We start from the raw sequence: 14,615 nt of genomic DNA, 5'->3' as shown, positions 1-14,615 counted from the left end.
GGGCGGGCGGGCCTCGAGGGCCGGGCGCACGCCGTAACCGAGGGACGACACCTTGATCAGCGGTCCGGTGAAGATCGTCTGAGTGACGGCGCTCAGCTTGGCCGCGTGGCCGCTGATCTGCTTGACGTCCTTGGTGATGGCCTCGACGGCGACGAGCTGCCTGTTGGTCTCGTTGACCGTGACGCTCACGTCGTCGAGCAGCGGCGCCACGCGGCTGCTCAGGTCGGAGACCGCCTTGGTGGTCTCCGTCAGCAGTCTGGTGAGCCTGACGAGAACCATGACGAGCACGCAGACCAGGACTATCCAGCCCGTGGCCGCGATCAGCCCGGCGACCTCCCCAGCGGTAAGCATGCGCTCATCTCCCTCGTACGCTGCGCCGGAACGGCAAGAACCCTATCGTGTCCGGGGACTCAGGTTAGTGGGGTCGAAGATCTCGACCTGGCCGCCACGTCGGTGACCGCCCCCTTTCGCCGGCTCCCCGTGCCCGGAGCGGGCCGCCGCGAACATCGGTCCGGCTCGCGGGATCTCGCGGGTCAGCCGGGCGGGAGGCGGGCGAAGACGCGTACGGGAGCCCTCCGGGCGCCCTGCAGGCGCGGCGGGACGGCGGTGAGGTGGGCGCCGGTCGGCGGCACCCCGTCGAGCCCGGTGAGCCCCTCCACGACGGGGATGCCCGCGTCCAGGAGGATCCGCCGGGCCGCCCGGGCGCCTCCGTGAGCGCCCTCGGGGGCGCTGTAGTGGGTGCCGCCGGGGGCGCCGTCGAGGGCGCTCACGGGGGCGCTGTAGTGGGTGCCGCCGGGGGCGCTGTCGGAGGCGCTGTGGTGGGCGCCGTCGGAGGCGCCGTCGAGGGTGGTCGCGTCGGTGCCGGCGAGGGCGGCGCCGTGCTCCACCAGCCAGGTCGCCGCCTCGGGCGTGAGCGGGTGGCCGTGCCGCGCCCCCGTGTGCAGCAGGACGGCCGCGCCGCGCACGTCGAACGCGGCCAGCGTGCCGACACCGACCGGCAGTGGCCCGGCCCCCGCCACCCGCACCACCACGACGGGCAGGTCGGCGACGCGGGCCAGGCTCAGCGCGCCGACCTCCGAGGACGTCTCGATCGAGGTGCCTCCCTCGGAGGAGGCGCGGTCGAGCTCGACCAGCGGCCCGCCGGGGCCGGGCGGCGGGGCGCCTCGGTCGGCCGGGCCGCCCCTGGTGCCCTTGTGCGGCTCGGCGAAGACACGGACGCCGGACAGGCGCACCTCGTCGGTCATCAGCAGGCCGAGCGAGGCGACGAAGAGAACGGCGATCTCCTCCTCGCCGCAGTCGGGCGAGGGCAGGTCGACCCGGAAATCGTGGACGGTGAGGTCGCCGCCGTTGCCGAAGGTGATGGTCGCGTCGAAGGAGGCACGGTGGTCGACGCCGCCGGTGCGCGGGGCGGTGGCGGGCGCGCCGCCCGCGCCGGGCTGCCGGGTCGTCCCGGCGTCCCCGGGCGGGGCGCTCGCGGCATGTCCTGGGGAGCGGTCAGGGAGGGGCTGGGGGTCGCTCATGGGCGCTCCTCGGCGTAGGGGGCGACCTGCTCTGCGGCGCGGCGCCGATTGCAGAGCGCCGCACGCGGGCACGGACGGGCGGCGACGGGGCAGGCGGGGACGGGGCAGGGACGCGTGCGGGGACAGGGCAGGGACGGGGACGGGGACGCGGTGCGGGGACGGACGGAGACAGGTCGGGACAGGCGGGACTGGTGGGACGGATGGGACCGGCGGGACGGATTGGGGAGAGGCGGGGTCTGGGGTCGGTCAGGTGCCGCGGAGGAAGTCGCGGATGCGGGCCCAGCGGTCGGCGACCGGGGCCTCGGCGCCGTGGGTGGTCGGCTCGTAGTAGCGCCGCTGCCTGATCTGCTCCGGGGCGTAGTCCTGGCGGACGAGGCCGTGGTCGAAGTCGTGCGGGTACTTGTAGTCCACGCCGTGCCCGAGCTTGGCCGCGCCCGGGTAGTGGGCGTCGCGCAGGTGGCCGGGCACCTGGCCGATGAGGCCGCGCCGCACGTCGCCGACGGCCGCGCCGATGGCCTTGACGACGGCGTTGGACTTGGGGGCCAGGGAGCAGTGGATGACGGCGTGGGCGAGGTTGATCTGGGCTTCGGGCAGGCCGATGAACTGCACCGCCTGGGCGACGGCGACGGCCGTCTGCAGGCAGGTGGGATCGGCCATGCCGACGTCCTCGGAGGCGAAGATGACGATGCGGCGGGCGATGAAGCGGGGGTCCTCGCCGGCTTCGATCATGCGGGCGAGGTAGTGCAGCGCGGCGTCGGCGTCGGAGCCGCGCATCGACTTGATGAACGCGCTGATCACGTCGTAGTGCTGGTCGCCCTGCCGGTCGTAGCGGACGGCGGCCTTGTCGACGGCCTTCTCCACCACCTCGACCGTGATGTCGTCGGCCAGCAGCGCCGCGGCCTCGAGGTAGGTCAGTGATCGGCGCGCGTCGCCGCCGGCGAGCCGGACGAGGTGGTCGAGGGCCTGCGGGTCCAGGGTGGCGCGGCCGCCCAGCCCGCGCTCGTCCGCGACGGCGCGGCGCAGCACCGCACGGATGTCGTCGTCGGACAGCGACTCCAGCGTCAGCAGCAGCGAGCGCGACAGCAGCGGCGAGATGACCGAGAAGAACGGGTTCTCGGTCGTGGCGCCGATGAAGGTGACCCAGCGGTTCTCGACCGCGGGCAGCAGCGCGTCCTGCTGCGCCTTGTTGAAACGGTGCACCTCGTCGACGAACAGGACGGTCTGGCGGCCGGTCATGCCCAGCTCGCGGCGGGCGGCGTCGATGGCGGCGCGGACGTCCTTGACCCCGGCGGAGACGGCCGAGACCTCGACGAAGCGCCGCTTGGTGACGCCAGCGACGACGTAGGCGAGCGTGGTCTTGCCGGTGCCCGGCGGCCCCCACAGGAAGAGCGACATCGGCGCCTCGCTCTCCACGAGGCGGCGCAGCGGCGTGCCGGGGCCGAGCAGGTGTCGCTGGCCGACGACCTCGTCGAGGCTCCGGGGACGCATCCGCACGGCGAGTGGCTGCGGCGTGGCCTCCTGCGCCGCCGAATCGAACAGGCTCTCCACAACGCGAGATTACATGCTGGGCCGTGCGGCTACTCCCACACGGCTCTGGCTCCCGAGTCGCCGGCCCGGAAGGCGTAGTAGGCGGCCACCAGCGCCAGGACCACGGTCAGCGCCGACAGGGCGACGGTGACCGCCCGGCCGAACCGGTCGCCGCCCGCGCCCGCCGCGCCGCCCGCGCCCGCGCCCGCCGCGCCGCCCGCACCGTCCGTCGCGGCGGTCCGGTCCTGCCCGGCGCGGGCCGGAGTGGTGGCGAGGACCAGCAGCAGGGCGCTGACGCCCAGCCCGAGGGCCGAGAGCAGCAGCGGGGTGGCGAAGCCCTGGTGAGTGGCGATCATCGTGGCCAGCTCGCCCTCGGCGGTGGCGAAGCGGGCCGCCTTGAGGCTCTCGCCGCTCTGCCTGGCGGCGAAGACGGCGATCGGGGCGGCCACGGAGAGCAGGACCACGGCCCAGCCGAGCCGCCCGCGCAGGCGGGGCAGCGCCGCGTACGCCACGGACAGCAGGGCGAGCAGCGGGGTCAGGACGACGGCGAAGTGCACGATCAGCGGGTGGGCGGGCAGGCCGAGAACCTGGTCGAACATGCGGAACTCCTTAGTACGCCTTTCAACTACAAGCTCCAGCACCTTATGATTCCCGGATCCCGCGCAACAGGGACCGCTTCCCGTCACTTACGTCTTCCACATTCCGGTGCCGGTAGCATTCGCGGAGTTGTTCGGTCATGTGTAGGCAAAACTGGAGGACATACCGGTGAGCGGCGACGACCGCCAGAGCCAGCTGGCGCGGGAGCACAAGGAGCGGCAGGCGCGGCGCGCGGCTGAGCAGTCCGCCAAGGCGAAGCGGAACACCTTCATCGGCGCCGGCGTGGCCGTCGTCGTGGTGGCGGGGGGCATCTTCGCCGCCACCACGCTGATGGGCGGGGAGACCAAGGAACCCGTGGCGGCCAAGAGCACGCCGTCGGCCTCACCGTCCACCTCCGCCCCGGCGGCGCTGCCGACGGCGACGCCGACGAAGAAGGCCGGCCCGGTGACCTGCACCTACAAGCGGGGTCCCAAGGACGTCCCGATGAAGTACGTGGGCATGCCGGGCCGCAAGCCCAACATGAAGCTGTCGACGATGACGATCACCACGAACCACGGTGACATCGTCATCGACGTGGACCCCGCGGCGACGCCGTGTTCGGTGAACTCGATGGCGTTCCTGGCCAAGAAGGGCTTCTACGAGAACACCAAGTGTCACCGGCTGGCGATGCCCGAGACCGAGGGCGTGCACATCCTGCAGTGCGGCGACCCGAAGGCCAAGGCCGACGGCAAGAACCCGACCGACGGCCAGGGCACCGCGGGCTACGCGATCCCGGACGAGAACATCGGCGTGGTCCCCTACTCCCGGGGCGTGGTGATGCTGACCCAGCCGCTGGGCGCGTCCAACCAGAGCAGCAGCCAGTTCGCCATCTCCCTGTCGGACGAGAACGCGCAGATCCAGGACCCGTACACGGTGCTCGGTGTCGTCTCCTCCGGGCTGGAGATCATCGACAAGGTGGCCAAGGACGGCGTCATCGTCAACAAGTCGGACGCCATGACCGGCGAGGGCGCGACCGCGCCGAAGAACCCCATCATCATCAAGAAGGTCACGCTTCGCTGACCCGGGTCCCGTCGCCGCGGCCGCCCTCCGGTTGATCACCGGGGAGGCGGCCGCGCCGTTTCCGCTCCCGTACGGCGGACGCCTCACCTCCCCTGCCCGGAGGATGGATCATGGGGGGATGCGACGTCCCTCCGCCATCCTCCTCTGCGACCGCCTCCACCTGCGCCGATGGCAGGTGGACGACATCGGCGCGGCGGCCCGGGCGATCCGGGACTCCCACGATCATCTGCTCCGCTGGTCGCCCCTCGCGGTGGGAGACAGCCACGAGGTCGCGACCAGGCTGGTGACCACGGCTTTGTCAGAGTGGGAGCGGGACGAGGCGTACAAGTACGCCATCGTCGTGGAGGGGCTGGTGGTGGGCGGCTGCGGGCTGATGCGCAGGGCCGGGCCGGACGGCCTGGAGATCGGTTACTGGCTGCACGCCGACTGGACCGGCCGGGGCCTGGTCACGGAGGCCGTCGCCGCGCTGGTCACGGCGGGATGCGCGCTGGACGGGGTCGACTGGCTGGAGATCCGGCACGACGCGGCCAATCTGGCCAGCGCGGGCGTGCCCCGGCGCCTCGGCTTCGAGGAGGTGCGGCTCCGGACCGCCCCGGATGCCCCGTCCCCGCGGATGCCGGGCGAGTCGGGGGTGGTCGTGGCATGGCGGAAGACGGCGACGGCGGCCCCACGGTCACAGACGTGATCGTGGGGCCGCCGCTCCGTGACCGGGGACTACTCCTTGGGCCGGGCGTCGACGCCCGCCTCCTTGCGCTGCTCCGCGGTGATCGGCGTCGGAGCCGCGGTCAGCGGGTCGAAGCCGGACGCCGTCTTCGGGAAGGCGATGACGTCACGGATCGAGTCGCCGCCGGACAGCAGCATGCAGATGCGGTCCCAGCCGTAGGCGATGCCGCCGTGCGGGGGCGGCCCGTACTTGAACGCCTCCAGCAGGAAGCCGAACTTGCTCTCGGCCTCCTCCTTGGAGATGCCGAGCACGTCGAAGACGCGCTGCTGCATCTCGGCCCGGTGGATACGGATGGAGCCGCCGCCGATCTCCATGCCGTTGCAGACCATGTCGTAGGCGTAGGCCAGCGCCTCGCCGGGGTGGTCCTGGAAGTTGTCGGCCCATTCGGGCTTCGGGCCGGTGAACGGGTGGTGCACGGCGGTCCAGCCGCCCTCGCCGTCCTCCTCGAACATGGGCGCGTCGACCACCCACAGGAAAGACCACTGCGACTCGTCGATGAGCCCGCAGCGGCGGCCGATCTCCAGCCGGGCGGCGCCCAGCAGGTCGCGCGCGGCGCTGCGGCCACCTGCGGCGAAGAAGACGGCGTCGCCCGGCTCGGCCTTGACGGCCTCGGCCAGGCCGGCCAGCTCCTGCTCCGAGAGGTTCTTGGCCACGGGGCCGCCGAGCGTGCCGTCGGCCTGCACGAGCACGTAGGCCAGGCCCTTGGCGCCGCGCGAGCGGGCCCACTCCTGCCAGCCGTCGAGCTCCTTGCGGGTCTGCGACGCGCCGCCCGGCATGACGACGGCGCCCACGTAGTCGGCCTGGAAGACGCGGAAGGAGGTGCCGGCGAAGTAGCCGGTCATGTCGACGAGCTCCTGGCCGAAGCGCAGGTCGGGCTTGTCGGAGCCGTAGCGGGCCATCGCCTCGGCGTAGGTCATGCGCGGCAGCGGCATCGGGATCTCGTGGCCGAGGATCTCGCGCCAGAGCCGCCCGACGAGCTTCTCGCCGACCGCGATGACGTCCTCCTGGTCGACGAAGGACATCTCGATGTCGATCTGGGTGAACTCCGGCTGCCGGTCGGCCCGCAGGTCCTCGTCGCGGTAGCACTTGGCGAGCTGGTAGTAGCGCTCCAGCCCGGCCACCTGCAGGAGCTGCTTGAACAGCTGCGGCGACTGGGGCAGGGCGTACCAGCTGCCCGGCTGCAGCCGCACCGGCACGAGGAAGTCACGGGCGCCCTCGGGCGTGGAGCGGGTCAGCGTGGGCGTCTCGACGTAGACGAAGCCGAGTTCGTTCATCGTCTCGTTGGCGAGGTAGGTCGCCTTGGAGCGGACGCGCATCGCGTGGGCCACCTGCTGGCGGCGGATGTCGAGGTAGCGGTACTTGAGCCGGGCCTCCTCCGAGACGCCGACGTTGCCCTCGATCGGGAACGGCAGCGGCGCCGACTCGCTGAGCACCTCGACCTGTTCGGCGACGACCTCGATGGCGCCGGTGGGCAGGTCGGGGTTCTCGTTGCCCTCGGGGCGGACCCGCACCTCGCCGACGACCTTCACGCAGTATTCGGCGCGCAGGTCGTGGGCGTGGTCCTCCTCGCGGAAGACCACCTGCGCCGAGCCGGAGGCGTCGCGCAGGTCGATGAAGACGACACCGCCGTGGTCACGGCGCCGTGCCACCCATCCCGCGAGCGTCACCTGCTGCCCGGCGTGCTCCTCACGGAGCGACCCGGCCGTATGCGTGCGAATCACTGCACTTTCCCTTTCAGAACGTCGACGACCTGGGCCAGCGGCACCTCGGTCTGCTCAGCGGTGGTCAGGTCTTTCAGTTGGACGGCCTGCGCGGCCAGGTCGCGCTCGCCGAGGATCAGCGCGAACCGGGCGCCCGAACGCCCGGCGCCCTTCATCGCGCCCTTGAGCCCCTTGCCGCCGAAGGCCATGTCGGTGTTGACGCCCGCCCGGCGCAGCTCGTCCACGAGCAGGAACATCCGGCGGCGGGCGTCGTCGCCCAGCGCGACACCGTACACCTGCAGGCGTGCGGCGGTGTCGCCGGCGAGCAGCCCCTCGGCCTCCATCGCCAGATAGGTGCGGTCGACGCCGAGCGCCCAGCCGACGCTCGGCAGCGGCGGCCCGCCGAGCATCTCGCTGAGGCCGTCGTAGCGGCCGCCGCCGCCGACCGCGGACTGCGAGCCGAGCCCGTCGTGGACGAACTCGAACGTGGTGCGGGTGTAGTAGTCGAGCCCGCGCACCAGGCGCGGGTCGTCCTCGAACGCCACCCCGGACGCCGTCAGCAGCGACCGGACCTCCTCGTGGTAGGCCTTGCAGGCCGCGCACAGGTGGTCGACGACCAGCGGCGCCCCGGTCAGCTGGGCCTGCACCTCTGGCCGCTTGTCGTCGAGCACCCGCAGCGGGTTGATCTCGATGCGGGCCCGGGTGTCGGCGTCGAGGTCGAGGCCGCGCAGGAACTCCTGCAGCGCGGCCCGGTAGGCGGGCCGGCACGCGCGGTCGCCCAGGGAGTTGAGCAGCAGCCGCACCCGGGTCAGGCCGAGCGCGGCGAAGCCCTGGACGCCGAGCACGACGAGCTCGGCGTCGAGCGCCGGGTCCTCGGCGCCGAGCGCCTCCGCGCCGACCTGCCAGAAGTGGCGGTAGCGGCCCTTCTGGGCGCGTTCGTAGCGGAACTGGCTGCCGGAGTACCACAGCTTGACCGGGAGCCGGCCGTTGTGCAGGCCGTGCTGGAGGACCGCGCGCAGGACCGACGCGGTGTTCTCCGGGCGCAGGGTGAGCGAGCGGCCCGCCTTGTCGGGGAAGGTGTACATCTCCTTGGAGACGATGTCGGTCGACTCGCCCACGCCCCTGGCGAACAGCTGGGTGTCCTCGAAGACCGGCGTCTCGATGTAGCCGTAGCCCGCTCGCCGTACCGGGGCGACGAGGGCCTCGCGGACGGCGAGGACCTGCTCGGAGGTGGGCGGCAACCAGTCGAAGGTGCCCTTCGGCGCTTGGAAGCTCATGAGATCCCTCGTGTGGGACCGGCGTGCGGCGCGGCCTCCTTGAGATAAGGATTGGTGGCGCGCTCGTGGCCGATCGTGGTCTGTGGTCCGTGACCCGGCAGGACGACCGTATCGTCAGGCAGCGGCAGGCACTTGGAGGCGAGGCTGCGCAGGATCGTCGGGTAGTCGCCGCCCGGCAGGTCGGTGCGGCCGATGGAGCCGGCGAACAGCAGGTCGCCCGCGAACATGATCTGCTCGCCGGGCAGCCGGAAGCTCACCGACCCCCTGGTATGGCCCGGCGTGTGGTCGACCACGAACTCCAGGCCGGCGAGCGGCAGCACCGCCCCGTCGGCCAGCTCCTTGACGTCGTCGGGCTCGCTGAGCGTGATGCCGCCGAACAGCTGGGCGCCCCCGGCCCCCCAGCCGGCCGCCGGATCGGACAGCAGGTGGCGGTCGTCGGGGTGGATCCAGGCCGGGATGTCACGCGCGCCGCACACGGGCGCCACCGACCAGACGTGGTCGAGGTGGCCGTGGGTGAGCAGGACCGCGACGGGCTTGAGCCGGTGCTCGCGCAGCAGCTCGTCGACCCCGGCGGCAGCGTCCTGACCAGGATCGACGATCACGCACTCCTCGCCCGCCGCGGGCGCGATGACGTAACAATTGGTCTGGAAGGCCCCTGCGGGGAAGCCTGCGATGAGCATCTGCCTCAGCTGATCTCGTCAAAAATGCCAATGGGAATGTAACCGAAGGGTACCGGTGCGGGTCGCCGGGCTGCGAATCATTACCCGTTGGCCGATACGATTCGCCCACCTCAGTCGATTCACTATGGGAGGCAAAGCGGTGGCCACGGGGAAGGACCGGCAGAAGCAGCTGGCACGCGAGCACCACGAGCGGCAGATGCAGCGCCGCCTGGAGCGCGAGCAGCAGGCGAGGCGCACCGCGATCATCGGCTCCACGGTGGGGGTCGTGGTCGTGGTCGGCGGCATCGTGGCCGCGGTCGCGCTGCTGGGCGGCGACCCGCAGACCGACGCCGCGGCGTCGCCGTCCGCGTCGGCGTCCGCACAGGAGACCTCCGCCCCCTCGGCCTCCCCCGCCGCGGGCCCCAAGCCGTACGACGCCAAGACGGGCACCTGCGACTACGTCGCCGACCCGACCGGCGGCACGGTCAAGGACGTGGGCATGCCGCCGAAGAAGGCCAGCACCAAGCCGGCCACGAAGACCATGACGCTGGCCACCAACCTGGGCGACATCGAGGTCCGGCTCGACAACGCCAAGGCGCCGTGCACGGTCAACTCGCTGGAGTTCCTGGCCAAGAAGGACTACTACGACGGCAGCAAGTGCCACCGGCTCGGCAGCGACCAGTTCCCGATGCTGCAGTGCGGCGACCCGAAGGCCAAGGCCGACGGCAAGAACCCGACCGACGGCCAGGGCGGGCCCGGCTACGTGATGGCCGAGGAGAACCTCCAGGGCGCCACCTACAAGCGCGGCGTGATGGCGATGGCCAAGACGCAGGCTCCGGGCAGCACCGGCAGCCAGTTCTTCCTGGTGTACGGCGACATCGGTCTCACCCCCGACTACACGCCGGTGGGTACGATCACGAAGGGACTCGACATCCTGGACAAGGTGAACAAGGCGGGCGTCATGGCAGGCTCGGGCGGGGACGGCACCGGGGCTCCCAAGGAGACAGTCGAAATCAAAAACGTGACAATCGCTGGCAAGAGCTGACGTAATACAACTAGGGACGACAAGTCCCGAAGGGTCTGATGGAAAGTGCAGGAGGACACGGTGAGCACCGACCCGTGGGGCCGGGTAGACGACGACGGCACCGTCTACGTGCGTACGGCTGAGGGAGAGCGCGCCGTCGGCTCCTGGCAGGCCGGTGAACCCGAGGAAGCGCTGGCATACTTCCATCGCAAGTACGACGAGCTGGCCGGCCAGGTGCAGCTGCTGGAGCAGCGGGTCAGGGGCACCGACCTGGCCCCGGCGCAGGCCGAGGCGAGCATCGTCAAACTGCGTGAGGCCGTCGCCGACGCCCACGCCGTCGGCGACCTGGCCGCGCTGACGGCCCGCCTGGACGGGCTGTCGGAGCTGGTCGCGCACCGCCGCGAGGAGGTCAAGGCGGCCCGCGAGCAGGCGCGCGCCGAGGCCAAGGCGGTCAAGGAGCGCATCGTCGCCGAGGCCGAGCGCATCGCCGACGAGACCACGCACTGGAAGTCCGGCGGAGAGCGGCTGCGCCAGCTGGTCGAGGAGTGGAAGGCCGCCGACCGCATCGACCGGGTCACCGAGGCGCAGCTGTGGAAGCGGCTGTCGGCCGCCCGCACCGCGTTCGCCAAGCGGCGCAAGGCCTACTTCGCCGGCCTCGACGAGCAGCGCGAGGGCGTGCGGGCCGCCAAGGAGCAGATCGTCGCCGAGGCGGAGGCCATCGCCGACTCCACCGACTGGGGCGGCACCGCCGCCGTCTACCGCGACCTCATGCAGCGCTGGAAGAGCGCCGGCCGGGCCTCGCGCGAGGTGGAGGACGAGCTGTGGGCGCGGTTCAAGGCCGCCCAGGACCGCTTCTTCCAGGCGCGCTCGGCGGTGTTCGCCGAGCGTGACGCCTCGCTCGCGGCCAACGCCGAGGTCAAGGAGCAGCTGCTGGCCGAGGCCGAGAAGATCCTGCCGGTCACCGACGTGCGCACCGCCCGGGCGGCAATGCGGCACCTCGTGGAGCGGTGGGAGGCGGCCGGACCGGTGCCGCGCGAGCAGCGCGACCGGCTGGAGGGCGGGCTGCGGCGGGTGGACGACGCGGTCCGCAAGGCCGAGGAGGCCGAGTGGAAGCGCTCCAACCCCGAGGCGCGCGCCCGGGCGCAGAGCACGGTCGACCAGCTCCGCACCTCGATCGAGCAGCTGGAGAAGCGCCTGGCCAAGGCGCAGGCGGCCGGCAAGGCCAAGGACGTCAAGGAGGCCGAGGAGGCGCTGACCGCGCGCCGCTCGTGGCTGGAGGAGGCCGAGCGCACGCTCGCCGAGTTCAGCTGACGCGCGCGACCCAGCCTCTGGGCGCGTTCCGTCCACGGGCAGGGTCCGTCCACGGGCAGGGTCCGTCCACGGGCAGGGTCCGTCCACGGGCGGGGCCGCTGAGGGCTTTCGCGGGCGACGGGGGTCGCCTGCGGACGCGCTCGGCCGCTTGCGTGAGACCGGGCCGGGCGAGGGTGCGGCGGACGTCCGTGCCGTCCGTGACGGCGGCCGTCCCGTGCGGTCAGCGGGCGTCTTTCCTGGAGGCCGCCGGCCCCGTACGGCGCGTGGCGCCTTCGCGGCCGTGCCGTACAGGACGAACGACTGATCAGGTGGCGCCGCTGACGCGGTAGACGTCGAAGACGCCCTGGATGCTGCGAACGGCCTTCAGCACGTGGCCGAGGTGTTTGGGGTCGCCCATCTCGAAGGTGAACCTGCTGATCGCCACCCGGTCGCGCGAGGTGGTGACCGACGCGCTCAGGATGTTGACGTGCTGGTCGGACAGCGTCCGCGTGACGTCGGAGAGCAGGCGGGGCCGGTCGAGCGCCTCGACCTGGATCGCCACCAGGAACACCGAGTCGTCCCCCGGGGACCAGCTCACCTCCACCAGCCGGTCGGGCTGCGACTTGAGCTGCTGGACGTTGGTGCAGTCGGCGCGGTGCACCGACACCCCGTGGCCACGCGTGACGAATCCGACGATCTCGTCGCCCGGCACCGGCGTGCAGCACTTGGACAGGCGCACCCACACGTCGGCGTCGCCCGCCACGACCACGCCCGGGCCGCCGCCGCCCCGGGGACGGCCGTGCAGGCGCGTCGGGACCGAGGTCTCGGCGATGTCCTCCTCGGCGCTCTCGACGCCGCCGATGGACGCCACGAGCTTCTGCACGACCGTCTGCGCGGCGACGTGCCCCTCCCCCACGGCCGCGTACAGGGCCGACACGTCGGGGTAGTGCAGGTCGCGGGCGAGCGCCAGCAGCGACTCGCCGGACATCAGCCGCTGCAGCGGCAGGCCCTGCTTGCGCATGGCCCGGCCGATGGCCTCCTTGCCCGCCTCGATCGCGGTCTCGCGGCGCTCCTTGGAGAACCACTGGCGGATCTTGTTGCGGGCGCGGCCCGACTTGACGAACTTGAGCCAGTCGCGTGACGGCCCGGCGTCGGGCGACTTGGAGGTGAAGATCTCGACCGTGTCGCCGTTGCCGAGCCTGGACTCCAGCGGCACCAGCCGGCCGTTGACCCGGGCGCCGATGCAGCGGTGGCCGACCTCGGTGTGCACCGCGTAGGCGAAGTCGACCGGCGTCGCGCCCTCGGGCAGCGCCACGACCTGGCCGCGCGGCGTGAAGACGTAGACCTCCGACACCGACAGGTCGAAGCGCAGCGACTCCAGGAACTCGCCCGGGTCGGAGGTCTCCTTCTGCCAGTCGAGCAGCTGCCGCAGCCAGGCCATGTCGCTGCCCGGCTTGACCTTGCCCTGCGGGCCCGGGGAGCCGACCTCCTCCTTGTACTTCCAGTGGGCGGCCACGCCGTACTCGGCCCGGTGGTGCATCGCGTGCGTGCGGATCTGCAGCTCCACCGGTTTGCCCTCGGGCCCGATCACCGTGGTGTGCAGCGACTGGTACATGTTGAACTTGGGCATCGCGATGTAGTCCTTGAACCGGCCGGGCACGGGGTTCCATCGCGCGTGGATCGTTCCGAGGGCCGCGTAGCAGTCGCGCACGCTGTCGACGAGGACCCGGATGCCCACCAGGTCGTAGATGTCGTCGAAGGCGACGTCGCGGGCGATCATCTTCTGGTAGACGGAGTAGTAGTGCTTGGGCCGGCCCTTGACGACGGCGCGGATCTTGGCGTCGCGCAGGTCGCCGGAGACCTTCTCGATGACCTCCTGCAGGAAGAGGTCGCGACGGGGCGCCCGCTCCGACACCATGCGCGCGATCTCGTCGTAGCGCTTGGGGTAGAGCATGGCGAAGGCCAGGTCCTCGAGCTCCCACTTGATGGTGTTCATGCCCAGGCGGTGGGCGAGCGGGGCGAAGATCTCCAGCGTCTCGCGGGACTTCTGGTGGCGCTTGTGCTCGGGCAGGTAGCGCATCGTGCGCATGTTGTGCAGCCGGTCGGCCAGCTTGATGATCAGCACCCGGATGTCGCGCGACATCGCGACGACCATCTTGCGCACGGTCTCGGCCTGCGCGGCGTCACCGAACTTGACCTTGTCGAGCTTGGTGACGCCGTCGACCAGCGAGCCGATCGTGTCGCCGAAGTCGGCGCGCAGCTCGTCGAGGCCGTAGGAGGTGTCCTCGACGGTGTCGTGCAGCAGCGCCGCGCACAGCGTCTCGTCGTCGGTGCCCAGCTCGGCCAGGATCGTCGCCACGGCCAGCGGGTGGGTGATGTAGGGGTCGCCGGACTTGCGCTTCTGGTCGCGGTGGTGGTGCGCGGCGACCTCGTAGGCGCGCTCGATCAGGCGCAGGTCGGCCTTGGGGTGGGTGGCCCGGACGGTCCGGAACAGCGGCTCCAGCACAGGGTTCATGGCCCCACCCCCAAACCGCCGTCGACGCACCGCTGGAGCGCCACCGGCGGACTCGGCGCCTCCGGCGTCGGTTACGTCGGGCACGACCACTTCACGGGGCACACAGACTCCTCATGTTCGAGTCCAGGTCCCCCAGTGTATCCAGGTACGAAACCCGGCCCGCCGTGGGTCCTGCTCAGACGATCACCAGGGAGCGGACCTCCACCCCCTGCAGGCGCTCGCGTCCCTTCAGGAAGGCCAGCTCCATCAGGATGCCGAGGCCGATCACCTCGGCTCCGGCCCTCCGGACGAGCTCCACGGTCGCCTCGGCCGTGCCGCCCGTGGCCAGCACGTCGTCGACGATGAGCACCCGGTCGCCCTTGGCGAAGGCGTCGCGGTGCACCTCGATGGTCGCGGAGCCGTACTCCAGATCGTAGGACTCCGCGAACGTTTCGGAGGGCAGTTTGCCCTTTTTCCGTACGGGCACGAATCCGGCCCCGGCCCGGTAGGCCACAGGAGCGGCCAGGATGAAGCCGCGCGCCTCGATGCCGACGATCTTGTCGACAGGCTCGGTGCCGGCCAGCGCGTCCACCACGGCCGAGAAGGCCGCGTGGTCGGCCAGCAGCGGGCTGATGTCCTTGAACAGCACGCCTGGCTTGGGGTAGTCGGGCACGTCCCTGATCCGGTCGAGGATCAGCGTGCTGAGGTCACTGCTTGTCACGGCACTCCTTCGGGGAGGTTTCG

The 14,615-nt window shown here is 71.7% G+C and carries 13 protein-coding genes; 4 read left to right on the top strand and 9 right to left on the bottom strand.

Going from position 1 to position 14,615, the window contains the following annotated elements:
* The 4 genes from CXR44_RS11300 to CXR44_RS11285 form a co-directional block, all read right to left on the bottom strand.
* A partial coding sequence (locus CXR44_RS11300) for a DUF948 domain-containing protein (protein ID WP_101785452.1) occupies positions 1–351 on the bottom strand: 351 nt, incomplete at its 3' end.
* A gap of 182 nt (positions 352–533) precedes the next feature.
* Positions 534–1,520 (bottom strand): cyclase family protein, encoded by a 987-nt coding sequence (locus CXR44_RS11295; RefSeq protein ID WP_101785215.1) that lies wholly within the window; start codon positions 1,518–1,520, stop codon positions 534–536.
* Between the two features lie 246 nt (positions 1,521–1,766).
* Positions 1,767–3,008 (bottom strand): replication-associated recombination protein A, encoded by a 1,242-nt coding sequence (locus tag CXR44_RS11290; protein ID WP_483870011.1) that lies wholly within the window; start codon positions 3,006–3,008, stop codon positions 1,767–1,769.
* Positions 3,009–3,097: 89 nt separating this feature from the next.
* The gene (locus CXR44_RS11285; RefSeq protein ID WP_101785211.1) at positions 3,098–3,646 is read right to left on the bottom strand and encodes a DUF2231 domain-containing protein; all 549 of its coding nucleotides are present in this window, start codon (positions 3,644–3,646) and stop codon (positions 3,098–3,100) included.
* A 166-nt stretch (positions 3,647–3,812) separates the two neighbouring features.
* Between CXR44_RS11285 and CXR44_RS11280 the strand changes: the two genes are divergently transcribed.
* The gene (locus CXR44_RS11280; RefSeq protein WP_101785209.1) at positions 3,813–4,703 is read left to right on the top strand and encodes a peptidylprolyl isomerase; all 891 of its coding nucleotides are present in this window, start codon (positions 3,813–3,815) and stop codon (positions 4,701–4,703) included.
* Positions 4,704–4,821: 118 nt separating this feature from the next.
* A complete protein-coding gene (locus CXR44_RS11275; RefSeq protein ID WP_101785207.1) occupies positions 4,822–5,388 on the top strand; it encodes a GNAT family N-acetyltransferase in 567 nt (188 codons plus the stop codon).
* A gap of 29 nt (positions 5,389–5,417) precedes the next feature.
* Here the strand turns inward: CXR44_RS11275 and aspS are convergent, their stop codons facing one another.
* The 3 genes from aspS to CXR44_RS11260 are packed head-to-tail and all read right to left on the bottom strand — an operon-like array spanning position 5,418 to position 9,084.
* Positions 5,418–7,148 carry an aspartate--tRNA ligase gene (gene aspS / locus CXR44_RS11270; protein ID WP_101785205.1) on the bottom strand — a complete coding sequence of 577 codons (1,731 nt, stop codon included), beginning with the start codon at positions 7,146–7,148 and terminating at the stop codon, positions 5,418–5,420.
* Entirely contained in the window at positions 7,145–8,404 is a 1,260-nt protein-coding gene (hisS, locus tag CXR44_RS11265) for a histidine--tRNA ligase (protein ID WP_101785203.1), read from the bottom strand. Before hisS ends, aspS begins: the two co-directional genes overlap by 4 nt.
* The gene (locus tag CXR44_RS11260) at positions 8,401–9,084 is read right to left on the bottom strand and encodes an MBL fold metallo-hydrolase (RefSeq protein ID WP_101785201.1); all 684 of its coding nucleotides are present in this window, start codon (positions 9,082–9,084) and stop codon (positions 8,401–8,403) included. The genes hisS and CXR44_RS11260 overlap by 4 nt, the downstream gene beginning before the upstream one ends.
* Before the next feature lie 139 nt (positions 9,085–9,223).
* Between CXR44_RS11260 and CXR44_RS11255 the strand changes: the two genes are divergently transcribed.
* Both CXR44_RS11255 and CXR44_RS11250 read left to right on the top strand, forming a co-directional pair.
* A complete protein-coding gene (locus CXR44_RS11255; RefSeq protein ID WP_342748538.1) occupies positions 9,224–10,108 on the top strand; it encodes a peptidylprolyl isomerase in 885 nt (294 codons plus the stop codon).
* A 60-nt stretch (positions 10,109–10,168) separates the two neighbouring features.
* On the top strand, positions 10,169–11,398 hold the full coding sequence (locus CXR44_RS11250; RefSeq protein ID WP_101785450.1) for a DUF349 domain-containing protein: 1,230 nt from the start codon (positions 10,169–10,171) through the stop codon (positions 11,396–11,398).
* 304 nt (positions 11,399–11,702) lie between these two features.
* Here the strand turns inward: CXR44_RS11250 and CXR44_RS11245 are convergent, their stop codons facing one another.
* Together CXR44_RS11245 and CXR44_RS11240 are read right to left on the bottom strand one after the other, a co-directional pair.
* Positions 11,703–13,994 (bottom strand): RelA/SpoT family protein, encoded by a 2,292-nt coding sequence (locus tag CXR44_RS11245; protein WP_101785197.1) that lies wholly within the window; start codon positions 13,992–13,994, stop codon positions 11,703–11,705.
* Between the two features lie 73 nt (positions 13,995–14,067).
* The gene (locus CXR44_RS11240; protein WP_101785196.1) at positions 14,068–14,592 is read right to left on the bottom strand and encodes an adenine phosphoribosyltransferase; all 525 of its coding nucleotides are present in this window, start codon (positions 14,590–14,592) and stop codon (positions 14,068–14,070) included.
* Positions 14,593–14,615 lie beyond the last annotated feature (23 nt).

The sequence above is a fragment of the Nonomuraea indica genome (assembly GCF_002850745.1).
In the GTDB taxonomy this organism is placed as follows: Bacteria; Actinomycetota; Actinomycetes; order Streptosporangiales; family Streptosporangiaceae; genus Nonomuraea; species Nonomuraea indica.
The sequence above is the reverse complement of the archived record's forward strand: the minus strand, read 5'-3'. Positions and strand labels throughout refer to the sequence as shown.